Source organism: Atlantibacter sp., from assembly GCF_032062175.1.
GTDB lineage: Bacteria > Pseudomonadota > Gammaproteobacteria > Enterobacterales > Enterobacteriaceae > Atlantibacter.
In genome coordinates, this window is the sequence record NZ_DAMBQK010000001.1 from 55622 (window position 1) to 77689 (window position 22068).

Below are 22068 nucleotides of genomic sequence, written 5' to 3' on the forward strand. Positions count from 1 at the left end.
CTTTTTGATCTGGCAGGTATCATTACTCCTTTTGGGGTAGCATTTCTGCCGTCTGGCATTTAAGGCCTGCAATCACTCTGTGTTATGATTCCTTGCCATTTCAGAAGGAGCTGTCTGGATGCTCGACGTCCTCAATCTCTCATGTATTCGTGATGAACGCGTTTTGTTTCGCGGGCTGTCATTTTCCCTGAATCCGGGTGAAATATTTCAAATCGCTGGCGTCAACGGCGCGGGGAAAACCTCGCTGTTACGCATACTTAGCGGCCTCGCTACCCCGGAAGAGGGTGAGGTGAAATGGCAGGGCGAACTGATCAAACGGGCGCGCGACAGTTTCCATCAACAGTTGCTGTGGTTGGGGCATCAGCCGGGTATCAAAGCGGTGCTAACGGCGGATGAAAACCTGCGCTTTTTCCATGCGGATTCGGCGATGAAAGCCCGCTGGGAGGCGCTCGCCGCCATTGGCCTTCTGGGGTATGAAGATGTCGCGGTAGGCCAGCTTTCCGCCGGGCAACAGCGCCGGGTAGCGCTGGCGCGGCTGTGGCTGAGCGCCGCAAAATTGTGGATCCTGGACGAACCGTTTACCGCGCTGGACCCGGCGGGTATTGAAAAACTCACCTGCCGCCTCGAAGCCCATGCCGCACAGGGCGGCAGCGTCTTGCTGACCACCCACCAGCCGCTGCGCCCGGTGAATTGCGCATTTCGCAAGCTGACGCTGCCGCAAGGGGTAGTGTCATGATGTGGCAAGTATTCACCCGCGAAATACATCTGGCCCTGAGAAAAGGGGCGGAGATCGTCAACCCGCTGTGGTTTTTCCTGATTGTTATCACGCTATTCCCGCTGGGCATTGGCCCTGAACCGCAACTGCTGGCGCGTATCGCCCCCGGCGTGGTGTGGGTGGCAGCGCTGCTGGCAGCATTATTAGGCATGGAACGGCTGTTCCGCGATGACTGGCAGGACGGCTCCCTCGAACAATTAATGTTGTTACCGCTGCCTTTGCCCGCCGTGGTGCTGGCGAAAGTGACCGCTCACTGGGTGGTGACTGGCCTGCCGCTGATCGTGCTTTCTCCGCTGGCAGCGATGCTGTTAGGGCTTGATGTACGGACCTGGTGGGTGATGGCCCTGACGCTGATGTTAGGCACGCCGACCCTGAGTTTTCTCGGCGCGGTGGGCGTTGGCCTGACCGTGGGATTACGTCGCGGAGGGGTGTTGCTGAGCCTGCTGGTGCTGCCGCTCACCATCCCGCTATTAATTTTCGCCACGGCGGCGATGGACGCCGCGTCAATGGCGTTACCGGTTGAAGGATACATGGCGATTCTGGGCGCGTTCCTGGCGGCGAGCGCCACGCTGTGCCCGTTCGCTACCGCAGCGGCGCTGCGGATCAGTATTCAATAATTGCCCGCAAAAGTGGGCGCTAACTTAGCTTTGTGAGCCAATAACTATGTGGAAATTTTTGCATCAGCTTGCGAAACCAGAGCGACTTTACCACCTCTGCGGGCGTCTGGTTCCTCTGTTTGCCGTGGTCAGCATCGTGATGCTGTTAGTCGGCGTGATTTGGGGGTTTGTCTGGGCCCCGGCGGATTATCAACAGGGGCAAAGTTATCGAATCATGTATATCCACGTCCCGGCGGCCATCTGGTCGATGGGCATTTATGCCTGGATGGCGATTGCCGCATTTATCGGCCTGGTGTGGCAGATCAAAATGTCCGACCTGGCGGTGGCGGCGATGGCCCCGGTGGGTGCGGTGTTTACCTTTATCGCGCTGGTGACCGGTTCCGCCTGGGGCAAGCCGATGTGGGGCACCTGGTGGATTTGGGATGCCCGCTTAACCTCCGAACTGGTGCTGCTGTTCCTGTACGTTGGGGTCATCGCGCTGTATAACGCCTTCGACGACCGCCGCCTGGCCGGGCGCGCCGCGGGCATTCTGGTGCTGGTCGGCGTGGTCAACCTGCCGATCATTCACTTCTCCGTGGAGTGGTGGAATACCCTGCATCAGGGGTCAACCAACATGCAAAAATCCATCGATCCTTCGATGCGTATTCCGCTGCGCTGGTCAATTTTCGGGTTCCTCGGCCTGTTCGTCACCCTGGCCTTAATGCGCCTGCGCACCCTTATCCTGATGCAGGATCGCCGTCGTCCCTGGGTTGAAGAGATTGCTAATAAAGGAAGGAGCCTGTGATGAACGTCGCCTTTGGTAGCCTGAGTGAGTTTTTCGCCATGGGCGGTTACGCCTTCTACGTCTGGCTGGCCGTGGCCTTTACCTTTATCCCGCTGGCGTTGCTGGTGGCGCATACCCTGTGGCAGCGTAAAGCGCTGCTGGCGGACGTGCGCCGTCAACAGGGCAGGGAGCGCCGGATTAAAAATGCCCAACATCCCACACAGGAGGTGACCGGATGAATCCGCGTCGTAAAAATCGACTCTGGCTGGCCGTGATGGTGTTAATGGGTATTGGCATCACGATTACACTCACGCTGTATGCGCTGCGCGCCAATATCGACCTGTTCTACACGCCGGGCGAAATCATCAACGGCAAAAACGAAACGCAGATCAAGCCGGAGCCGGGCCAGCGCCTGCGCGTTGGCGGCATGGTAATGCCGGGCAGCGTCAAGCGTGATAACCAGACGCTGAAAGTGAGCTTTAAGATTTATGATGCGCGCGGCGTGGTGGATGTCAGCTACGAAGGCATTCTGCCCGATCTGTTCCGCGAGGGGCAGGGCGTGGTAGCCCAGGGCGTGCTGGAGTCTGGCAATCTGATTGTCGCCAAAGAAGTGTTGGCTAAACACGACGAAAACTACACGCCGCCGGAAGTGAAAGCGGCAATGGAAGAGAATCATCACCGTCCGGCAGAAGCCTATAAGGATAACCGCTCATGATGCCGGAATTGGGTAATTTCCTGCTGTGCCTTGCGTTAGGGATTTCATTATTACTCAGCGTCTACCCGCAATGGGGCGCGGTCCGTCAGGATGTGCGATTAATGGCGCTGGGGCGGCCGCTTTCATGGGCGCTGTTTATTAGCGTTACCGCGGCGTTTTTGATTCTGGTTTACGCCTTTGTGGTGAACGACTTCACCATTATGTATGTCGCCAGTAACTCCAATGCCGAGTTGCCGGTGTGGTATCGCGTCGCCGCGACCTGGGGCGCGCACGAAGGCTCGCTGCTGCTGTGGGTGCTGTTGATGAGCGCCTGGACCTTCGCGGTGGCGGTGCTGAGCCGGGGGATGCCGCTGGACTCCGTGGCGCGGGTACTTTCCGTGATGGGCATGGTCAACTTCGGTTTCCTGCTGTTTATCCTGCTGACCTCCGATCCCTTTACCCGTACGCTGCCGGAATATCCTATCGATGGGCGCGATCTTAATCCGCTGTTGCAGGATGTCGGGCTGATTTTCCACCCGCCGCTGCTGTATATGGGCTATGTGGGTTTCTCCGTTGCGTTTGCGTTTGCTATCGCGTCGCTGATGGCGGGGCGTCTGGATACCGCGTGGGCGCGCTGGTCGCGTCCGTGGACTCAGGCCGCGTGGATTTTCCTGACTCTCGGCATCGTGCTCGGCTCCGCCTGGGCCTATTACGAGCTGGGCTGGGGCGGCTGGTGGTTCTGGGACCCGGTGGAGAATGCCTCCCTGATGCCGTGGCTGGCGGGCACTGCGCTGATGCACTCCCTGGCGGTCACCGAAAAACGCGGCAGCTTTAAAGCCTGGACGGTGTTGCTGGCGATTGCGGCATTTTCATTGTGCCTGTTGGGCACGTTCCTGGTGCGCTCCGGCGTACTGGTATCGGTGCACTCCTTCGCGTCGGACCCGGCGCGCGGCATGTTTATCCTCGCGCTGTTAGTGATCGCCATCGGCGGTTCGCTGCTGCTGTACGCGGTAAAAGGCAACAAAGTGCGTGCCAGAGTGAAAAACGATCTCTGGTCGCGGGAAACGTTCCTGCTCGGCAACAACATTTTGCTGATGGCCGCCATGTTGGTGGTGCTGCTCGGTACGCTACTGCCGCTGGTGCATAAACAGCTGGGCCTCGGCAGCATTTCTATCGGCGAGCCGTTCTTTAATATGATGTTCACCGCCATGATGATGCCGTTTGCACTACTGCTGGGCATTGGGCCGCTGGTGCGCTGGCGTCGCGATGAGCCGGGCAACGTGCTCAAGCGCCTGGGCGTCGCCGTGGTCATTACGCTGGCGGGGGCGCTGCTGCTGCCGTGGCTGATGCAGGATCGTATTGAAGCCATGACGGTGGTCGGGCTGATGATGGCGATTTGGGTCTTTGTGCTGGCGCTGATGGAACTGCACGAGCGCGCTACCCACCGGCATTCGTTCCTGAAAGGGCTAACTAAAATCTCCCGCAGCCAGTGGGGCATGGTATTCGGCCACGTTGGCCTGGCGGTGACTGTCGTAGGGATTGCGTTTAGCCAGAGCTACAGCGTGGAGCGCGACGTGCGTATGAAAGCGGGCGATAGCGTCGATATCCACCAGTACCAGTTTATTTTCAAAGAAGTGCGCGAGGTCAGCGGGCCGAACTGGCGCGGGGGCGTGGGCGTGATCGACGTACTGCGCAACGGCAAGCCAGAAGCCACCCTTCATGCCGAGAAGCGCTTCTATAACAGTAACATGATGATGATGACCGAAGCGGCTATCGATGGCGGCGTCACCCGCGACCTGTATGCGGCGCTGGGCGAAGAGCTGGACGACGGCAGTTGGGCGGTACGGCTTTATTACAAACCCTTTGTTCGCTGGATTTGGTATGGCGGGGCATTAATGGCGCTGGGCGGTTTGCTGAGTATGCTTGATCCTCGCTATCGCCTGCGTAAAGCATTGCAGGAGGCATAATGAAACGTAATGTGTTGTTTATTCCATTAATCCTTTTTTTACTGCTGGCCGCCGCGTTGCTCTGGCAACTGGTGCGCAACGCCAACGGCGACGATCCCACCACGCTGGAATCGGCGTTAATCGGCAAACCGGTGCCGGTGTTTAAGCTCGAGTCGCTGGATGAGCCGGGTAAAACCTACGACCAGGCGGCGCTGACCAGCGGTAAACCGGTGCTGCTGAACGTCTGGGCGACCTGGTGCCCGACCTGCCGCGCCGAGCATCAGTACCTCAACCGCCTGTCCGCCCAGGGCGTGCGGGTGGTAGGGATGAACTATAAAGACGATCGTCAGAAAGCCATCACCTGGCTGAACGAGCTGGGCAACCCCTACGCCATGAGCCTGTTCGACGGCAATGGGATGCTGGGCCTCGACCTGGGCGTTTACGGCGCGCCGGAAACCTTCCTGATCGACGGCAAGGGCATTATCCGCTACCGCCACGCTGGCGATTTAAACGAACAGGTCTGGCAGAGCGAAATCAAACCGTTGTGGGATAAATACAATCAGGAGGCGGGAGCATGACGCGTATCCTGACGCTGCTCGCCGCGCTGTTGGTGTCGTTTTCGGTGTTTGCCGCTATCGACACTTATCAGTTTAAAGACGAAGCCCAGGAGCAGCAGTTTCGCGAGCTGACGGCGCAGTTGCGCTGCCCGAAATGCCAGAACAACAGCATCGCCGATTCCAATGCCATGATTGCCTCGGATATGCGCCAGAAGGTGTATGAACTCCAGCAGCAGGGGCAAAGCCAGAAGCAGATCATCGACTATATGGTGGCTCGCTACGGCAACTTCGTCACCTATGAGCCGCCGATCACGCCGGGCACCGTGGTGCTGTGGCTGCTGCCGGCGCTGTTTATCCTCGGTGGGATTATCGTGGTGGTGCGCCGCGCCAGAAGAGGGCAGCAGGCTGCCACCCAACCGCTAAACGATCTGGAACAGCAACGCCTGAAGCAGTTGCTAAGCGAGAAGAAAAAATGACGTTAACGCTGCTGATTAGCGCCATGGTGGCGTTGCTGATTATCACCGCTGGCCTGTTGTTTGTTCCCTGGTCTGGCAACCGCAGCGTATCGCGCGATGTGCTGAACCGGGCGTTTTACCAGTCGCGGCTGCGCGAGCTGGAGCGCGAAAACAGCGCCGAGCGTGAGGAGATGGTGGCTGAACTCCAGCACAATCTGCTCGATGATATTCCTCAACAAAGCGAAAGCGCCCAAAAAACGCTGAGCCGCTGGGTTTTAGCGCCCGGCGTGGCGGCGTTAGTGATTGTCAGCGTCGGGGTGTTCTGGAAAACCGTCGATCTGAAAAAAGTGCTCGAATGGCAGGAAGTCACCCGCCAGACGCCGGAACTGTTAAACCGCGTGATGGACCCGAACGCGCCCGCGCTGAGTATGGAAGAGATGGCGCGTCTTGGCCTGGGGTTGCGCACCCGCTTGCAGGACGAGCCGAATAATATTGAAGGCTGGATGATGCTCGGTCGTATTGGCATGGCGCTGAATAACGCCACCACCGCCACCGATGCGTTTGAACACGCCTGGAAGCTCGCCCCGGACAATATTGACGCCAAACTCGACTATGCTGAAGTATTGATTCGTTCATCCGATCAGAATGATAACCAGCTTGGCGACAAATTACTGCGTGAAGCGGTGGCGGCATCGCATACCAATATTCGCGCCCTAAGCCTACTGGCGTTCAGTTCCTTTGAACAACAGCGGTTTAGCGATGCGGTGGCGGCGTGGCAGATGATGCTGCGTATCTTGCCGCAAAACGATAAGCGTCGGGCGGTGATTGAGCGTAGTATCGCTCAGGCCGAAGCCCAGACCGGCGTAGACAATGCGCCGCTGGCTGTTAAAATCACGCTTTCGCCGGAAGCTCAGCAAAGTGTGGCTGCCAACGGCACCGTCTTTGTTACCGTGGTGAGTGAATCCTCGCCGGTTCCCGTGGCGGTGAAAAAGTTGCCGGTTGGCCAGTTTCCGATGACACTCAATATAGATGACTCAAATACCATGATGCCGGGAGGTTCACTCTCTTCACTGCATCAGGGGTGGATTAAAGTGCATATCTCACAGGATGGCACACCTGCTGTGCAGTCAGGGGACTGGGTTGGTCAAAGCGCGCTAATTAAATTTGACCCGGCCCATCCGACGGAGGTGACGATTTCATCTCGTCAGCCCTGACAGCAGATATCAATAACAGGGAGACAGAGATGAATTTTCGCCTGACCGGCATTGCGCTGGCGACAACCTTACTGGTGGGGTGCGCCAGCTCGGGAGAACAACAGGGACGCTCGGACCCGTTCGAAGGGTTCAACCGTAGCATGTACAACTTCAACTTTAACGTACTGGATCCTTATGTTGTTCGTCCGGTCGCCGTTGTCTGGCGCGATTACGTGCCGCAACCGGCGCGTAACGGGATCAGCAACTTCACCAGCAACCTTGAAGAGCCCGCCATTATGGTGAACTACTTCCTTCAGGGCGACCCGTACCAGGGGATGGTGCACTTTACGCGCTTCTTCCTTAACACCCTGCTGGGGATGGGCGGCTTTATTGATGTTGCCGGGCTGTCGAACCCGAAACTACAGCGCGTTGAGCCGCATCGTTTCGGCAGCACGCTTGGGCACTACGGCGTGGGTTACGGTCCGTACCTGCAACTGCCGTTCTATGGCAGCTTTACGCTGCGTGAAGAGGGCGGCGATGCGGCGGATACGCTCTATCCGGTGCTTTCCTGGCTGACCTGGCCGATGTCGATCGGCAAATGGGCGATTGAAGGCGTTGAAACCCGCGCGCAACTGCTCGATTCCGATGGCCTGCTGCGCCAGTCTTCCGACCCGTATATTCTGGTGCGCGAAGCTTACTTCCAGCGTAACGACTTTATCGCCAACGGCGGCCAGTTGAAGCCAGAAGAAAACCCGAACGCCCAGGCGATTCAGGACGATTTGAAAGACATCGATTCAGAATAACGCCGCTGAACAGCGGCAATAAAAAAGGTGAGCCGCGGCTCACCTTTTTGCGTTTTGAGGAGAAGATTAGAACGCGTAGTTGAAGTTCGCGCCATACAGCCAGGCTTTACCTTCAGAACGGAAGGTGTACGGGCCTTCGGTGAACTCAACGTGCTGACCGTGCATATAGGACACGCCCACGTCCACGGAAGCGTCTTTGTTAAACGCATAGGTCGCACCGGTGCTCAGCCACAGGCGGTCCTGATCCGGGATGGAGATGGAGCGGTGGTCGGCAGGGACTGGGCTGTCATCAAAGGCGATACCGGCACGCAGCGTCCAGTTGTCATCCATAAAGTAGGTGGTCCCTAACGCGATGCGGTAAGAATCGCGGAAGCTCTCATCTTTATAGAACAGGGTCTGGCCATTGTTGCTGGTTGCTTTCAGCTCCTGGAACTGGCTCCAGCTGGTGTACGCCAGGCTATAGTGGATGGCCCACTGCGGTGCCACCTTGTTATAACCAGACAGTTCCCACATTTCCGGCAGGTTCAGCGTCAGGTTGCCGCCGATGGTGCTGCCGCCGGTGCCGTAAGGCAGGCCCTGGCTGGACAGCGCGGCGTTGATGGCCGGGCTGCTGCTCAGGTCGCTCTTATAATCGCCTTCGAAATCGATTTTGACTTCTGAACGATAGGTCAGGGAGTAACGGTTGTCCTGGTCAACTTCATACATGATCCCGGCGTTCCAGCCGTAGCCCCACTCGTCGCCTTTCAGGCGCGCGATTTGGGTATTGCTGTCCAGCGAGTTGGCATACTGAGCCAGACCACGCAGTTGCGCGCCCTGCGGGGTATTGGTGGTAAATGCAGGGTTACGGCTAAGCTGGGCTGCGGTCAACTGACCGAGGTCGCCAGCGTAACGCTCCAGTTTGGCTTTTGCATAAACGGCGTTAAAGCCCAGACCGAAGCTGAAGTGGTTATTCAGACGGTAAGCGCCGCTCAGGTTGAGGTTAAGGGTTTCCAGGTCGGTTTTACCGCCCATAGAACCTGCTGCATAGTCATCATTAAATTCGGTCGCCAGACCGTAGTTGGAGGTCACGGACGCGCCCCAACCAAATTGTTCATTAATCGGCGCAACAAAATGCAGGTTCGGCACCCACGCCGTCGGCGCGATGTTATCTGCATCCAGGCTGCGGCCTGAAGGCGAACGACCAGACACGTTAACATCCGGGTCAACGAAGATGGCACCGCCGGAGAACGTCGGGCGATCAAACATCATGATCGCCGCCGGGTTACGGCTGGCAGAGCCAGCGTTATCGGCAATAGCGCCTTCCCCTGAATAGGCACGGCCAAGGCCAGAGGAAGAAAACTCGTTTAATTGAAAACCTGCGGACCAGGCTTGAGAAGAGACGATTGCCACTGCGACTGCGAGAAGAGACTTGGTAAACAGGGTTTTCTGGCTCATGACCATAACCTCATCCATTTATTTTTATTTAAATAATGTTACTTACCGTAACAGGAGCGCGAAGTGTAGGGTCTGAGTTACGGCATACAAATCAGACCAGTGGCGAGAGTATAGGTCCGACCAGAGTGAATGTTGCAAGTTTGTTTATTAAAAATTTATAAATTGATCATCGAAACGAGATCGCCGTGGCAAAATTGGGGCCGATGTCTCTCGGCGAACAGGGTGATTTTTGTTTCAGATCATTTTTATCGCTGATTTCTAAATCTGTCGGGATTTGACGAAAATCTCGGGTGGAGCAGGTTTCAATCGGGGCGTAAAATAGCCGGATTGCTAACTGCACCCCAGGTGCGATGTACAGAGGAAATCACAATGAGTAAATGCAGTGCTGATGAAACCCCGGTTTGCTGCTGTATTGATGTTGGAACCATTATGGACAACACCGATTGCACCGCGTCCTACAGCCGCGTTTTCCCGGACCGCGCACAAGCCGAAGAAACCCTGGCAGCTCTGAGCGCCAAAGCCCGTGAAGTTGAATCCGAGCCGTGCCAGATCAACGCTAACTTCACGGAAGAAAGCGACGGCGTACGCCTGGATATCGATTTCGTTTTTGCCTGCCAGGCAGAAACCATGATTTTCCAGCTAGGCCTGCGTTAATCCCTTCGACGCCTTCCCGTTCCGGGAAGGCGTTCTCTCTGCGTAAATTCGTGTAACTCCTCGCACTTTTTCATTTCCCCGGTTGGCTAATTGTAAAAATTTGGTTAAGACTGTCGTCAGGTCCGACCACTTTTACGTTGTGTGTCCATTTTTACAGGGGAGTGTTATGAGTCAGGCGTTACCGCGTCTTGCCCGTCCGGGCGATCGTATTGCCATCATCAGCGGGTTGCGAACCCCATTCGCTCGCCAGGCGACCGCCTTTCACGGCATTCCGGCGGTGGATCTCGGCAAAATGGTGGTCAGCGAACTGCTGGCGCGCAGCGAAATCCCACCCGACGTCATCGAACAGTTGGTCTTCGGCCAGGTGGTGCAGATGCCCGAAGCGCCTAATATTGCCCGTGAAATCGTGCTTGGCACCGGCATGAATGTGCACACCGATGCTTATAGCGTCAGCCGCGCCTGCGCCACCAGCTTCCAGGCGGTGGCGAACGTGGCGGAAAGCCTGATGGCCGGGACGATCCGCGCCGGTATCGCCGGTGGCGCAGACTCCTCGTCCGTGCTGCCGATTGGCGTCAGCAAAAAGCTGGCCCGCGTGCTGGTGGACGTCAATAAAGCCCGTACCACCGGCCAGCGCCTGAAATTGTTCTCCCGCCTGCGCCTGCGCGACCTGATGCCCGTGCCGCCTGCCGTGGCGGAGTATTCTACCGGTTTACGTATGGGTGATACCGCCGAGCAGATGGCCAAAACCCATGCCATCACCCGCGAACAGCAGGACGCGCTGGCGCACCGCTCTCATGTGCGGGCCGCGCAGGCCTGGCAGGAAGGCAAATTTGCCGATGAAGTGATGACGGCCTATGTGCCGCCGTATCGTGAACCTTTCAGCGAAGATAACAATATTCGCAAAAACAGTTCCCAGGCTGATTACGCCAAACTGCGCCCGGCGTTTGATCGCAAACACGGCACCGTGACGGCGGCAAACAGTACGCCGCTCACCGACGGTGCCGCCGCGCTGATCATGATGACCGAATCACGCGCTAAAGAACTGGGCCTGACGCCGCTCGGCTATCTGCGCAGCTACGCTTTTACCGCCGTCGACGTCTGGCAGGACATGCTGTTAGGGCCAGCCTGGGCCACGCCGCTGGCGCTGGATCGCGCCGGGATCACCCTCGCGGATTTGACTCTGTTTGATATGCATGAAGCCTTCGCCGCCCAGACGCTGGCGAATCTGAAAATGCTTTCCAGTGAGCGTTTCGCCCGCGAGGTGCTGGGCCGCGCCCATGCCACTGGCGACGTTGACGACGCTATCTTTAACGTGATGGGCGGCTCTATCGCCTACGGTCATCCGTTTGCCGCTACTGGCGCGCGCATGATCGTCCAGACCCTGAATGAACTGCGCCGCCGTGGCGGCGGTTTCGGTCTGGTAACGGCCTGTGCGGCAGGTGGATTAGGGGCGGCAATGGTACTGGAGGCTGAATAATGGAAGGGCAATCCGCATTTCACATGCACGTTCGTCTGGATAACATCGCCATCGTCACCATCGATGTTCCCAACGAAAAGATGAACACCCTGAAGGCTGAGTTTGGCGGCGAAGTGCGCGCCATCCTCAAACAAATTCACGAAAACAAGCAGCTACAGGGCGTGGTGTTTATCTCCGGTAAACCGGACAATTTTATCGCGGGCGCGGATATCAATATGATCGCCAGCTGCCAGACCGCGCAGCAGGCCGAGGCGCTGGCGAAGCAGGGCCAGCAGATCATGGCCGATATTCAGGCGCTCTCCATTTCGGTGGTGGCGGCGATCCACGGACCCTGCCTCGGTGGCGGTCTTGAACTGGCGCTGGCCTGCCATCGCCGGGTCTGTACCGATGACGGTAAAACGGTGCTCGGACTGCCGGAAGTGCAACTCGGGCTGTTGCCCGGCTCCGGCGGCACCCAGCGCCTGCCGCGCCTGATTGGCGTCAGCACCGCGCTGGAAATGATGCTGGCGGGTAAACAGTTACGTCCGCGCCAGGCGCTGAAAGTTGGCCTGGTGGATGACGTGGTGCCGAAGTCGATTCTGCTGGACGCGGCGGTGGAACTGGCGAAGCAGGGCCGTCCTGCCTCGCGCCGCCTGCCGGTGCGTGAACGTGTACTGGCCGGGCCGCTGGGCCGTTCGATCCTGTTCCGCATGGTCACGAAGCAAACCCTGCAAAAAACCCACGGTAACTACCCGGCGGCCACGCGGATTATCGACGTGGTGCGTATTGGGTTAGAGCAGGGCAGCGCCAGCGGCTATGAGGCAGAAGCGAAAGCTTTTGGCGAACTCGCCATGACGCCGCAATCCGCCGCGCTGCGTAATATTTTTTTCGCCAGCACTGAACTGAAAAAGGATCAGGGCAGCGAAGTGCCGCCAAAACCGCTGCGCGCCGTGGGTATACTCGGCGGCGGGCTGATGGGCGGCGGGATTGCCTATGTCACCGCCACCAAAGGCAAACTACCGGTGCGCCTGAAGGATATTAACGATAAGGGCATTAACCATGCGCTGAAATACAGCTGGGATCTGCTCAATAAAAAAGTACGCCGCCGCCATTTAAAAGCGGTGGAGCGTGACAGCCAGATGGCGCTGATTAGCGGCTCCACCGATTATCGCGGCTTTCACCAGCGGGATATCGTGGTGGAAGCGGTATTTGAGGATCTGGAGCTGAAGCGCCAGATGGTCGCCGAAGTGGAACAGTACGCCGGGCCGGAAACGGTTTTCGCCTCTAACACCTCCTCGTTGCCGATTAGCGATATCGCGCAAAACGCCGCGCACCCGGAGCGGGTAGTAGGCCTTCACTATTTCAGCCCGGTCGACAAAATGCCATTGGTGGAAGTCATTCCCCATGCGGAAACCAGCGCGCAAACCATTTCCACCACCGTGGCGCTGGCGAAGAAGCAGGGCAAAACGCCGATAGTGGTGGCGGACAGCGCGGGCTTTTACGTTAACCGCATTCTTGCGCCCTATATCAATGAAGCCATGCGCTGCCTGCTTGAAGGTGAACCGATTGAGCATATTGATAACGCGCTGGTGAAGTTTGGGTTCCCGGTAGGGCCGATCCAACTTTTGGATGAGGTTGGAATAGACGTAGGTACTAAAATTATCCCCGTGCTGGAGCGGGCGTTCGGGGCGCGTTTCAGCGCGCCGAATGATGCCGTTGCAGCAATATTGAAGGACGATCGCAAAGGCAGAAAAAACGGTCGCGGTTTCTATCTTTATCCGGCAAAAGGGCGTAAAAGCAAGAAACAGGTCGACCCTGCGATTTATACGCTTATTGGCGTGAAGCCTGAGCAAAAAATGGCGGCGGAGGCGCTTGCGGAACGCAGTGTGATGATGATGCTGAACGAGGCAGCGCGAACGCTGGAGGAAGGCGTGGTGCGTTCGGTCAGGGATGGCGATATCGGCGCGGTATTCGGCATCGGTTTCCCGCCTTTCCTCGGCGGACCGTTTCGCTACATGGACAGCCTGGGCGCGGCAGAGGTGGTCGCCCGGCTGCAACGTCTGGAAAGCCGTTATGGCGAGCGGTTTGCTCCCTGCGAGCGGCTGCTGGCAATGGCGCAAACCCAGCAAAAATTCTGGCAAAGCCAGGCTGACACTGAGCCTGCAACGGTGACCGCTGATTAACCGGTTTTTTACCGGTGTGTCGGGGGTTGGTTAAATTGTAAACGGCGATTGACTATACTTACGCCATTAAGGTAAAACACAGCGTTTCATTCAACGTCGGGATAAGGCACAATGCCCGGCCGCGATGATCTCCCCACAGGCTTCGGGCCTGTTGGGGAACGTGGCGATTCTGGTTAACAAAAGCGGTGCACTATGCAAGTTTTCATTATGCGTCACGGCGACGCAGCTCTTGATGCCGCCAGTGATGCGGTTCGTCCCTTAACCCTCTGCGGGTGCGACGAATCCCGTCAAATGGCGACCTGGTTAAAAGGTCAAAAGGTGGACATCGAGCGTGTTCTTGTCAGCCCCTATCTGCGTGCCGGGCAGACGCTGGATGTGGTTCGGGAAGTGTTCACACTGCCGGAAAACGTCGATGTCCTGCCGGAGCTGACGCCCTGCGGCGATGTGCGAATGGTCGGTGCCGACCTTCAGACGCTGGCAGACGATGGCGTCAAATCGGTGCTGGTGATCTCTCACCTCCCGTTAGTCGGCTACCTGGTTTCTGAACTTTGCCCGGAAGAAACGCCGCCAATGTTCTCAACCTCAGCCATTGCCAGCGTAACGCTCGATCCACAAACCGATAAGGGCGTGTTTAACTGGCAGATGAGTCCCTGCAACCTGAAAATGGCGAAAGCCAGCAATGGGTAAACGTCCAAAAGCCGCGTAAAGCGGCTTTTTTGTATTTAAGGCAGTTCAGGCGGCCTGAACTCCTCCACCTCAATCAGCACCAGCAAAGCGGCATCGCCGCCGTACTCTTTCGATGCCTGATGAAAAGCCACTACGTGCGGATGCTGCGCCAGCCACAGCGGGGTTTGCTGCTTCAGAATATGTTTACCGTGGCCGTGCATCACGCAGGCGCAAAACACGTGTTCGCGCCGACAGGCGGCAATCAGCGCGCCTAATTCCTGTTTGGCCTGAAGCTGTGTCAGGCCGTGCAAATCCAGAAACAGTTCCGGCGAATAGTCGCCGCGGCGTAATTTCTTCAATTCAAAATGGCTGGTGCCTTCGCGCACGTAGCGCACCGGGCCTTCCGCCGCCAACAGCGGCTGGAACTCATCGGAAAAATAGTGGCTGGCGTCCACCTGTTCCTGAATCAGGCGTTTTACCGGCACTTCATTCGCTTTTTTACGCTGCGGGCGGTGGACAATGGTGTCCTGCTTAATTTTACGGGTGCCGCGCATCAGTTCCCGGAACAGCGTCTGGTCCTCCTCATTAAGCGAATTTTTCTTTTTCATTCTCTTCTCCGTCATTCTTATCGCAGGCAGTGTACCTGACTCCTTCGCCAGTGCTAAATAAAACGCGTTTTCACGCTGGCGGAGAAGGGTGGATGCTGATTTATCGCTGCCATCGTGGCAAACTAGCCGCCGTGTTTAACGCGTCGCGCGCGCCGGAGGAATAGTGGATAAAATTTTCGTCGATGAAGCAGTCAATGAACTGCATACCATTCAGGATATGCTGCGCTGGTCAGTCAGCCGTTTTAGCGCGGCGGGCATCTGGTATGGTCATGGCACCGATAACCCGTGGGATGAGGCGGTACAACTGGTGCTTCCATCGCTTTATCTGCCGCTGGATATTCCTGAAGATATGCGCACCGCGCGCTTAACTTCCAGCGAACGCCACCGCATTGTCGAGCGTGTGATCCGCCGGGTGAACGAACGTATTCCGGTGGCCTATCTGACCAATAAAGCCTGGTTCTGCGGCCACGAGTTTTACGTTGATGAGCGCGTGTTGGTGCCGCGTTCGCCGATTGGCGAGCTGATCAACAACCGTTTCGCCGGGCTGTTCGACGGCCAGCCTGAACATATTCTGGATATGTGCACCGGCAGCGGCTGCATCGCCATTGCCTGCGCTTATGCCTTCCCTGAAGCTGAAGTCGACGCGGTAGATATTTCTGCCGATGCGCTGGCGGTGACCGAGCACAACATTGAAGAGCACGGCCTGATCCATCACGTTACCCCGATTCGCTCCGACCTGTTCCGCGACCTGCCGAAAGTGCAGTACGACATCATCGTGACCAACCCGCCGTATGTGGACGAGGACGATATGTCCGACCTGCCGAACGAGTACCGCCATGAGCCGGAACTGGGGCTGGCGGCGGGCAGCGATGGCCTGAAGCTGGCGCGCCGCATTCTGGCCTGCTCGCCGGACTACCTGTCCGACCAGGGGATTCTGATTTGTGAAGTGGGTAACAGCATGGTACATCTGATGGAGCAATATCCGGATGTGCCGTTCACCTGGCTGGAGTTTGATAACGGCGGTGACGGCGTCTTCATGCTGACCAAAGCGCAGCTGATCGCGGCGCGCGAGCACTTCAGCATTTATAAAGATTAATCCAACGGGCTGCGGCCCGTTTCACATCGCTCAAAAACACAACAACGACAACGGAGCCGTGATGGCAGGAAACAGTATTGGACAATTCTTCCGTGTGACCACCTTCGGGGAATCGCACGGCGTGGCGCTGGGTTGCATCGTCGACGGCGTACCGCCCGGTATCCCGCTGACCGAAGCCGATCTCCAGCACGATCTCGACCGCCGCCGTCCCGGCACATCGCGCTACACCACCCAGCGCCGCGAGCCGGACCAGGTAAAAATTCTCTCTGGCGTGTTTGAAGGCGTCACCACCGGCACCAGTATTGGCCTGCTGATTGAAAATACCGATCAGCGCTCCCAGGATTACAGCGCCATCAAAGACGTGTTCCGTCCGGGACACGCGGATTACACCTACGAGCAAAAATATGGCCTGCGTGACTATCGCGGCGGCGGGCGTTCATCCGCCCGTGAAACCGCCATGCGCGTCGCGGCGGGCGCTATCGCTAAAAAATATCTGGCGCAGAAATTCGGCGTGGTGATTCGCGGCTGCCTGACCCAGATGGGCGACATCCCGCTGGAAATCAAGGACTGGGATAAGGTGGAACAGAACCCGTTCTTCTGCCCGGACCCGGATAAAATCGAGGCGCTGGACGAACTGATGCGCGCCCTGAAAAAAGAGGGCGACTCCATCGGCGCGAAAGTTACCGTGGTGGCTGACGGCGTTCCCGCCGGGCTTGGCGAGCCGGTATTTGACCGCCTGGACGCCGATATCGCCCACGCATTGATGAGCATTAACGCCGTGAAAGGCGTGGAAATTGGCGACGGTTTTGGTGTGGTGCAACTGCGCGGTAGCCAGAACCGCGATGAAATCACCCACGCCGGTTTTCAGAGCAACCACGCGGGCGGCGTGCTGGGTGGCATCAGCAGCGGCCAGCAAATCGTCGCGCACATGGCGCTGAAACCCACCTCCAGCATTATGGTGCCGGGGCGCACGGTAAACCGTTTCGGCGAAGAAGTAGAAATGATCACCCGTGGGCGTCACGATCCCTGTGTCGGGATCCGCGCCGTGCCGATCGCCGAAGCGATGCTGGCGATTGTCTTAATGGATCATCTGCTGCGTCAGCGCGCGCAAAACGCCGACGTCAGCACGTCGGTCCCCCGTTGGTAAACAGTATGAAACATTCCCTTATCGCCCTGGCGGCGCTGCTGGCGAGTTCCGTCACGCTGGCCGCTACGCCCTGGCAGAAAGTGCCTAATCCGATCCCCGGCGCGCCGCAGTCTATTGGCGCATTTTCCAATGGCTGCATCGTGGGGGCGCAGGCGCTGCCGCTAGCCTCCGATCACTATCAGGTGATGCGAACCGATCAGCGCCGCTATTTCGGCCATCCGGAACTGGTGAATTTCATCCAGCGTTTTAGTTCCCAGGTGAACGATCTCGGCATGGGAACGGTGCTGGTGGGGGACATGGGAATGGCCGCAGGCGGGCGCTTTGCTACTGGCCACGCCAGCCATCAAACCGGGCTGGACGTCGATATCTTCCTGCAACTGCCGAAAACCCGCTGGACCTCGGCGCAATTGCTGCGCCCACAGGCGCTTGATCTGGTGTCTGCCAACGGCAAATCGGTGGTAGCCAGCCGCTGGACCCCGCAGTTGTATAACATGATCAAGCTGGCGGCGCTGGATGACGAAGTGACGCGTATTTTCGTTAACCCGGCGATTAAACAACAATTATGCCTGGATGCGGGCACCAACCGCGACTGGCTGAATAAAGTGCGCCCGTGGTTTGCCCATCGCGCTCATATGCATGTGCGCCTGCGCTGCCCCGCTGACAGTCTTGAATGCGTAGAGCAAGCGCCGCCGCCGCCGGGAGATGGCTGTGGCGAAGAGTTGCAAAGCTGGTTCAAACCGGCGAAACCGGGTAGTCAGTCAACAGAGAAGAAAACGCCTCCGCCACCACCGCCTTCCTGTCAGGCTCTGCTGGATGAACACGTACTTTAAGGATTAATTCGTGGATCTGTTTATGCTTTCCCCGCTGGTGATGGTCGGTTTGTTTTTTATCGCCATGCTCGCGGGGTTTATCGATGCGCTGGCGGGTGGGGGCGGATTGCTCACTATCCCGGCGCTGCTGGCGACGGGGATGTCGCCTGCCCAGGCGTTAGCCACCAATAAACTTCAGGCCTGCGGTGGTTCACTCTCCGCTTCTATCTACTTTATCCGCCGTAAAGTGGTCAGCCTGAAGGATCAAAAGCTCAATATCCTGATGACCTTTATCGGCTCCACCAGCGGCGCGCTGCTGGTGCAGTTCGTGAACTCGGACATTCTGCGCCAAATCCTGCCGATCCTGGTGATCGGCATTGGCCTTTACTTTCTGTTAATGCCTAAGCTGGGCGAAGAAGACCGGCAACGCCGTCTTTACGGCCTGCCGTTTGCCCTGGTGGCGGGCGGCTGCGTCGGGTTCTATGACGGTTTCTTCGGCCCTGGCGCAGGCTCGTTTTACGCGCTGGCGTTTGTCACGCTGTGCGGGTTTAATCTGGCGAAATCCACCGCTCATGCCAAAGTGCTTAACGCCACGTCTAACGTCGGCGGCCTGCTACTGTTTATTATTGGCGGAAAAGTGGTGTGGGCCACCGGGTTTCTGATGATGGCCGGCCAGTTTATAGGGGCGCGGTTAGGTTCACGTCTGGTGCTCAGCAAAGGCCAGCAGCTTATCCGTCCGATGATTGTGATTGTTTCCGCTGTGATGAGCGCCAAACTGCTGTTCGACAGCCACGGCGCGGCGCTCCTTCAGTGGCTTGGGATACATTAATGAGCACTACACACCATTATCAGCAGCTGGTCGATATTTTCGAAGGCTGCTTTTTTAACGATTTTAATACCCGTCTGATTAAAGGCGACGACGAACCGATCTATCTTCCGGCTGACGCTGACGCGCCGTATCACCGGATTGTGTTCGCCCACGGCTTTTACGCCAGCGCGCTGCATGAAATTTCCCACTGGTGCATCGCCGGGAAAGCGCGCCGCGAGCAGGTAGACTTCGGCTACTGGTATTGCCCGGACGGGCGCGACGCCCAGACCCAGTGCCAGTTTGAGGACGTGGAAATCAAACCTCAGGCGCTGGACTGGTTGTTTTGTGAAGCGGCGGGTTTTCCGTTTAACGTTAGCTGCGACAACCTGGAAGGGGACTTCGAGCCGGATCGCATCAAGTTTCAGCGCCGGGTTCACGCCCAGGTGATGACGTGGCTGGAAGAGGGCATCCCGGCGCGTCCGGCCCGGTTTATCGCCGCGCTTCAGGACTATTATCAAACGCCGCCGCTGACGGCGGACCGTTTTCCGTGGCCAGAAGACCTGTCCTGAGCCATGCTTTTTGCAGTTGAACCCCATAATATGACGGGTAATTGAGGAAAGACGATGATCGCAGCATTCGAAGCACGCATTCTGGCGTTGATTGATGACATGGTTGAACACGCCAGTGATGACGAGCTGTTCGCCAGCGGCTACCTGCGCGGGCACCTGACGCTTGCCGTGGCGGAACTGGAAGGGGGTGACGATCACTCTGCCGACGCCCTGCACCAGAAAGTGACGGAAAGCCTGCAAAAAGCCATTGGTGCAGGCGAACTGACCCCGCGCGACCAGGCGCTGGTGTCCGGTATGTGGCAAACGCTGTTCGAGAAAGCCAAAGCCAGTTAATGCCCTGGCTTCATGCCCTCTTTTCAGCAGATGGCATGAAGCCTCCCGCCTTTTTCCCTTGTGTTTTATCCGCTTAGCGCTGCGCTGCCCATTAGCGTGACGTCACCGAGACCCTGCCGAAAAGGTTGCAACAGGTTTGCCTTGTTAAGGTGATCTTGTTAACAAACTGAAACAAAGAGTGATTGCAGGGCTGGTTTTCCCCGGTAGTGAGGTTGTTAAATCCTGCGGTTTGTTCTAGAAACAAATTGTAATGTATTGGTCGCTCCTCATACCTCTTAGAGACCCTGATTAGTTTGCGTTTCGCCGCCGCGTGCAGGCAACCCGAGCTATGACGGACAAAAAATGGAAAACATGATGAATAACTCAGGGAAATACCTCCTCTGGGCAGTGCTCTCCTTAGTGGGCGCATTTGCTTTGGGATACATCGCTCTGAACCGGGGAGAGCAGATTAACGCGCTGTGGATTGTGGTTGCCGCAGTCTGTGTCTATCTGATCGCTTACCGCTTCTACGGCCTGTTTATTGCTAAACGGGTGCTGGTCGTGGACTCAACGCGTATGACGCCTGCGGTGCGCCATAACGACGGTCTCGACTACGTGCCAACCGATAAAAAAGTGCTGTTTGGCCACCACTTTGCGGCAATCGCCGGGGCGGGTCCGCTGGTCGGGCCGGTGCTGGCTGCGCAAATGGGCTATTTGCCGGGCATGCTGTGGATCCTCGCGGGCGTGGTTATTGCAGGCGCCGTGCAGGACTTTATGGTGCTGTTTGTCTCTACCCGCCGCGATGGTCGTTCCCTTGGCGAGCTGGTAAAAGAGGAAATGGGCAACACCGCCGGGGTGATCGCGCTGGTCGCCTGTTTCATGATCATGGTGATTATCCTCGCGGTACTGGCGATGATCGTGGTGAAAGCGCTGACCCACAGCCCGTGGGGCACCTACACCGTGGCCTTCACCATTCCGCTGGCGCTGTTTATGGGCGTCTACATTCGCTATCTGCGTCCTGGGCGCATCGGCGAGGTGTCGGTTATTGGTCTGGTGCTGCTGATTTTCGCGATTATTTCCGGCGGTTGGGTGGCAGAAAGCCCGACATGGGCTCCGTACTTCGACTTTACCGGCGTACAGTTGACCTGGATGCTGGTGGGCTACGGCTTTGTGGCGGCGGTACTGCCGGTCTGGCTGCTGCTCGCGCCGCGTGACTACCTGTCGACCTTTTTGAAAATCGGCACCATTGTTGGGCTGGCAATCGGCATCCTGATTATGCGTCCGACCCTGACCATGCCGTCGATTACCAAGTTTATCGACGGGACCGGTCCGGTCTGGTCCGGCGACATGTTCCCGTTCCTGTTTATCACCATCGCCTGTGGCGCGGTGTCAGGTTTCCACGCGTTAATTTCCTCCGGCACCACGCCGAAAATGCTGGCTAACGAAAATCAGGCCTGCCTGATTGGCTACGGCGGCATGCTGATGGAATCCTTCGTGGCGATCATGGCGCTGGTGGCGGCATGCGTTATCGACCCGGGCGTGTACTTCGCCATGAACAGCCCAATGGCGGTGCTGGTTCCGGCGGGTGCCACTGATGCGGTGGCCTCTGCGGCACAGGTGGTGAGCAGTTGGGGCTTCCAGATCACCCCGGAAACCCTGACGCAAATCGCTAACGAAGTGGGCGAGCAGTCGATCATCTCCCGTGCGGGCGGTGCACCGACCCTGGCGGTAGGGATGGCGTACATTCTGCACGGCGCGCTGGGCGGCCTGATGGATGTCTCCTTCTGGTATCACTTCGCGATCCTGTTCGAAGCACTGTTTATCCTGACGGCGGTGGATGCCGGTACCCGTGCCGCGCGCTTTATGTTGCAGGACCTGCTGGGCGTGATCTCTCCGGGCCTGAAACGTACTGATTCGCTGCCTGCCAACATTCTGGCGACGGCGCTGTGCGTACTGGCGTGGGGTTACTTCCTGCACCAGGGCGTGGTTGACCCGCTGGGCGGCATCAACACCCTGTGGCCGCTGTTTGGTATCGCCAACCAGATGCTGGCAGGCATGGCGCTGATGCTTTGCGCAGTGGTGCTGTTCAAGATGAAACGCCAACGCTACGCATGGGTTGCGCTGGTTCCTACCGCATGGCTGCTGATTTGCACCATGACGGCGGGCTGGCAGAAAGCGTTTAGCCCGGATGCTAAAGTGGGCTTCCTGGCTATCGCCAACAAATTCCAGGCGATGATCGACAGCGGCAACATTCCGGCGCAATACACCCAGGCGCAGCTGGCGCGACTGGTGTTTAACAACCGTCTGGATGCGGGCCTGACCATCTTCTTTATGGTGGTGGTGGTGGTGATTGCGCTGTTCTCAATCAAGACCGCGCTGGCGGCATTGAAAGTCGATAAGCCCACCGCGAAAGAGGTGCCTTACGAGCCGATGCCGGAAAACTATCAGGATATCGTGACCCAGGCGAAAAGCGCCCACTAATGATTTCACTGAAAGTGAAGTAATCCACTCCCCGGCTTAACG

At 57.7% G+C, this 22068-nt stretch carries 23 protein-coding genes; 21 read left to right on the plus strand and 2 right to left on the minus strand.

The genetic code is table 11. The annotated features are described in order from the left end of the window. Window positions 1-118 precede the first annotated feature (118 nt). From ccmA to mlaA, 10 genes are read left to right on the plus strand one after another with little or no spacing between them, the layout of a single operon-like run. Window positions 119-736: a cytochrome c biogenesis heme-transporting ATPase CcmA gene (ccmA, locus tag RT120_RS00305; RefSeq protein WP_312978173.1), complete on the plus strand. Its 618-nt coding sequence runs from the start codon at window positions 119-121 to the stop codon at window positions 734-736. Then, window positions 733-1392, plus strand: coding sequence for a heme exporter protein CcmB (gene ccmB, locus RT120_RS00310; protein ID WP_312978175.1), 660 nt, complete (start codon window positions 733-735; stop codon window positions 1390-1392). The genes ccmA and ccmB overlap by 4 nt, the downstream gene beginning before the upstream one ends. Window positions 1393-1438: 46 nt before the next feature. Continuing rightward, window positions 1439-2176 carry a heme ABC transporter permease gene (locus tag RT120_RS00315; protein ID WP_312978177.1) on the plus strand — a complete coding sequence of 246 codons (738 nt, stop codon included), beginning with the start codon at window positions 1439-1441 and terminating at the stop codon, window positions 2174-2176. Then, a complete protein-coding gene (gene ccmD / locus RT120_RS00320) occupies window positions 2176-2394 on the plus strand; it encodes a heme exporter protein CcmD (protein WP_125291485.1) in 219 nt (72 codons plus the stop codon). The genes RT120_RS00315 and ccmD overlap by 1 nt, the downstream gene beginning before the upstream one ends. Then, on the plus strand, window positions 2391-2870 hold the full coding sequence (ccmE, locus tag RT120_RS00325) for a cytochrome c maturation protein CcmE (protein ID WP_312978179.1): 480 nt from the start codon (window positions 2391-2393) through the stop codon (window positions 2868-2870). Before ccmD ends, ccmE begins: the two co-directional genes overlap by 4 nt. Next, a complete protein-coding gene (locus RT120_RS00330) occupies window positions 2867-4816 on the plus strand; it encodes a heme lyase CcmF/NrfE family subunit (RefSeq protein ID WP_312978184.1) in 1950 nt (649 codons plus the stop codon). Before ccmE ends, RT120_RS00330 begins: the two co-directional genes overlap by 4 nt. Further along, window positions 4816-5373, plus strand: a complete 558-nt coding sequence (gene dsbE, locus RT120_RS00335; protein WP_312978186.1) for a thiol:disulfide interchange protein DsbE — start codon at window positions 4816-4818, stop codon at window positions 5371-5373. The genes RT120_RS00330 and dsbE overlap by 1 nt, the downstream gene beginning before the upstream one ends. Next, entirely contained in the window at window positions 5370-5828 is a 459-nt protein-coding gene (locus tag RT120_RS00340; protein WP_312978188.1) for a cytochrome c-type biogenesis protein, read from the plus strand. Before dsbE ends, RT120_RS00340 begins: the two co-directional genes overlap by 4 nt. After that, entirely contained in the window at window positions 5825-7021 is a 1197-nt protein-coding gene (ccmI, locus tag RT120_RS00345; RefSeq protein ID WP_312978190.1) for a c-type cytochrome biogenesis protein CcmI, read from the plus strand. Before RT120_RS00340 ends, ccmI begins: the two co-directional genes overlap by 4 nt. 29 nt (window positions 7022-7050) lie before the next feature. Continuing rightward, a complete protein-coding gene (gene mlaA, locus RT120_RS00350) occupies window positions 7051-7803 on the plus strand; it encodes a phospholipid-binding lipoprotein MlaA (RefSeq protein ID WP_312978192.1) in 753 nt (250 codons plus the stop codon). Between the two features lie 66 nt (window positions 7804-7869). Here mlaA and fadL read toward each other — a convergent pair whose 3' ends face one another. Continuing rightward, window positions 7870-9237 carry a long-chain fatty acid transporter FadL gene (fadL, locus tag RT120_RS00355; protein WP_312978193.1) on the minus strand — a complete coding sequence of 456 codons (1368 nt, stop codon included), beginning with the start codon at window positions 9235-9237 and terminating at the stop codon, window positions 7870-7872. A 369-nt stretch (window positions 9238-9606) separates the two neighbouring features. Here fadL and RT120_RS00360 point away from each other — a divergent pair, with 369 nt between their 5' ends. The 4 genes from RT120_RS00360 to sixA all read left to right on the plus strand — a co-directional run bounded on the left by RT120_RS00360 (window position 9607) and on the right by sixA (window position 14217). Then, window positions 9607-9891, plus strand: a complete 285-nt coding sequence (locus tag RT120_RS00360) for a YfcZ/YiiS family protein (RefSeq protein WP_125291493.1) — start codon at window positions 9607-9609, stop codon at window positions 9889-9891. A gap of 166 nt (window positions 9892-10057) precedes the next feature. Continuing rightward, window positions 10058-11368: an acetyl-CoA C-acyltransferase FadI gene (gene fadI / locus RT120_RS00365; protein ID WP_312978194.1), complete on the plus strand. Its 1311-nt coding sequence runs from the start codon at window positions 10058-10060 to the stop codon at window positions 11366-11368. Beyond that, window positions 11368-13530, plus strand: coding sequence for a fatty acid oxidation complex subunit alpha FadJ (gene fadJ, locus RT120_RS00370; protein WP_312978196.1), 2163 nt, complete (start codon window positions 11368-11370; stop codon window positions 13528-13530). Before fadI ends, fadJ begins: the two co-directional genes overlap by 1 nt. Before the next feature lie 192 nt (window positions 13531-13722). After that, on the plus strand, window positions 13723-14217 hold the full coding sequence (gene sixA, locus RT120_RS00375; protein ID WP_312978197.1) for a phosphohistidine phosphatase SixA: 495 nt from the start codon (window positions 13723-13725) through the stop codon (window positions 14215-14217). Window positions 14218-14252: 35 nt separating this feature from the next. On the opposite strand, the gene smrB is transcribed toward sixA, so the two are convergent. Beyond that, window positions 14253-14804 carry an endonuclease SmrB gene (gene smrB / locus RT120_RS00380; protein ID WP_125291497.1) on the minus strand — a complete coding sequence of 184 codons (552 nt, stop codon included), beginning with the start codon at window positions 14802-14804 and terminating at the stop codon, window positions 14253-14255. A 163-nt stretch (window positions 14805-14967) separates the two neighbouring features. Here smrB and prmB point away from each other — a divergent pair, with 163 nt between their 5' ends. The 7 genes from prmB to cstA all read left to right on the plus strand — a co-directional run bounded on the left by prmB (window position 14968) and on the right by cstA (window position 22026). Beyond that, complete coding sequence (gene prmB / locus RT120_RS00385) at window positions 14968-15900, plus strand: 50S ribosomal protein L3 N(5)-glutamine methyltransferase (RefSeq protein ID WP_312978200.1); 933 nt, start codon at window positions 14968-14970, stop codon at window positions 15898-15900. Between the two features lie 61 nt (window positions 15901-15961). Further along, entirely contained in the window at window positions 15962-17047 is a 1086-nt protein-coding gene (gene aroC / locus RT120_RS00390; protein ID WP_312978202.1) for a chorismate synthase, read from the plus strand. Between the two features lie 5 nt (window positions 17048-17052). After that, window positions 17053-17877 (plus strand): penicillin-insensitive murein endopeptidase, encoded by an 825-nt coding sequence (mepA, locus tag RT120_RS00395; RefSeq protein WP_312978204.1) that lies wholly within the window; start codon window positions 17053-17055, stop codon window positions 17875-17877. Between the two features lie 22 nt (window positions 17878-17899). Further along, complete coding sequence (locus RT120_RS00400) at window positions 17900-18685, plus strand: sulfite exporter TauE/SafE family protein (protein WP_312978801.1); 786 nt, start codon at window positions 17900-17902, stop codon at window positions 18683-18685. Next, a complete protein-coding gene (locus tag RT120_RS00405; RefSeq protein WP_312978206.1) occupies window positions 18685-19233 on the plus strand; it encodes an elongation factor P hydroxylase in 549 nt (182 codons plus the stop codon). The genes RT120_RS00400 and RT120_RS00405 overlap by 1 nt, the downstream gene beginning before the upstream one ends. Window positions 19234-19287: 54 nt before the next feature. Beyond that, window positions 19288-19566 carry a YfcL family protein gene (locus RT120_RS00410; RefSeq protein WP_312978208.1) on the plus strand — a complete coding sequence of 93 codons (279 nt, stop codon included), beginning with the start codon at window positions 19288-19290 and terminating at the stop codon, window positions 19564-19566. Between the two features lie 354 nt (window positions 19567-19920). Continuing rightward, window positions 19921-22026 carry a pyruvate/proton symporter CstA gene (gene cstA, locus RT120_RS00415; RefSeq protein ID WP_312978804.1) on the plus strand — a complete coding sequence of 702 codons (2106 nt, stop codon included), beginning with the start codon at window positions 19921-19923 and terminating at the stop codon, window positions 22024-22026. The last annotated feature ends 42 nt before the right edge of the window (window positions 22027-22068 follow it).

Bases quoted from the DNA above. Each gene is read 5' to 3' on its own strand.
- smrB (WP_125291497.1), bottom strand. From the start codon at position 14,804: ATGAAAAAGAAAAATTCGCTTAATGAGGAGGACCAGACGCTGTTCCGG.
- ccmE (WP_312978179.1), top strand. From the start codon at position 2,391: ATGAATCCGCGTCGTAAAAATCGACTCTGGCTGGCCGTGATGGTGTTA.
- RT120_RS00360 (WP_125291493.1), top strand. From the start codon at position 9,607: ATGAGTAAATGCAGTGCTGATGAAACCCCGGTTTGCTGCTGTATTGAT.
- cstA (WP_312978804.1), top strand. From the start codon at position 19,921: ATGAATAACTCAGGGAAATACCTCCTCTGGGCAGTGCTCTCCTTAGTG.
- fadL (WP_312978193.1), bottom strand. From the start codon at position 9,237: ATGAGCCAGAAAACCCTGTTTACCAAGTCTCTTCTCGCAGTCGCAGTG.
- RT120_RS00340 (WP_312978188.1), top strand. From the start codon at position 5,370: ATGACGCGTATCCTGACGCTGCTCGCCGCGCTGTTGGTGTCGTTTTCG.
- ccmB (WP_312978175.1), top strand. From the start codon at position 733: ATGATGTGGCAAGTATTCACCCGCGAAATACATCTGGCCCTGAGAAAA.
- dsbE (WP_312978186.1), top strand. From the start codon at position 4,816: ATGAAACGTAATGTGTTGTTTATTCCATTAATCCTTTTTTTACTGCTG.
- RT120_RS00315 (WP_312978177.1), top strand. From the start codon at position 1,439: ATGTGGAAATTTTTGCATCAGCTTGCGAAACCAGAGCGACTTTACCAC.
- ccmD (WP_125291485.1), top strand. From the start codon at position 2,176: ATGAACGTCGCCTTTGGTAGCCTGAGTGAGTTTTTCGCCATGGGCGGT.
- aroC (WP_312978202.1), top strand. From the start codon at position 15,962: ATGGCAGGAAACAGTATTGGACAATTCTTCCGTGTGACCACCTTCGGG.
- RT120_RS00330 (WP_312978184.1), top strand. From the start codon at position 2,867: ATGATGCCGGAATTGGGTAATTTCCTGCTGTGCCTTGCGTTAGGGATT.
- mlaA (WP_312978192.1), top strand. From the start codon at position 7,051: ATGAATTTTCGCCTGACCGGCATTGCGCTGGCGACAACCTTACTGGTG.
- mepA (WP_312978204.1), top strand. From the start codon at position 17,053: ATGAAACATTCCCTTATCGCCCTGGCGGCGCTGCTGGCGAGTTCCGTC.
- ccmA (WP_312978173.1), top strand. From the start codon at position 119: ATGCTCGACGTCCTCAATCTCTCATGTATTCGTGATGAACGCGTTTTG.
- RT120_RS00410 (WP_312978208.1), top strand. From the start codon at position 19,288: ATGATCGCAGCATTCGAAGCACGCATTCTGGCGTTGATTGATGACATG.
- fadI (WP_312978194.1), top strand. From the start codon at position 10,058: ATGAGTCAGGCGTTACCGCGTCTTGCCCGTCCGGGCGATCGTATTGCC.
- fadJ (WP_312978196.1), top strand. From the start codon at position 11,368: ATGGAAGGGCAATCCGCATTTCACATGCACGTTCGTCTGGATAACATC.
- ccmI (WP_312978190.1), top strand. From the start codon at position 5,825: ATGACGTTAACGCTGCTGATTAGCGCCATGGTGGCGTTGCTGATTATC.
- RT120_RS00405 (WP_312978206.1), top strand. From the start codon at position 18,685: ATGAGCACTACACACCATTATCAGCAGCTGGTCGATATTTTCGAAGGC.
- sixA (WP_312978197.1), top strand. From the start codon at position 13,723: ATGCAAGTTTTCATTATGCGTCACGGCGACGCAGCTCTTGATGCCGCC.
- RT120_RS00400 (WP_312978801.1), top strand. From the start codon at position 17,900: ATGCTTTCCCCGCTGGTGATGGTCGGTTTGTTTTTTATCGCCATGCTC.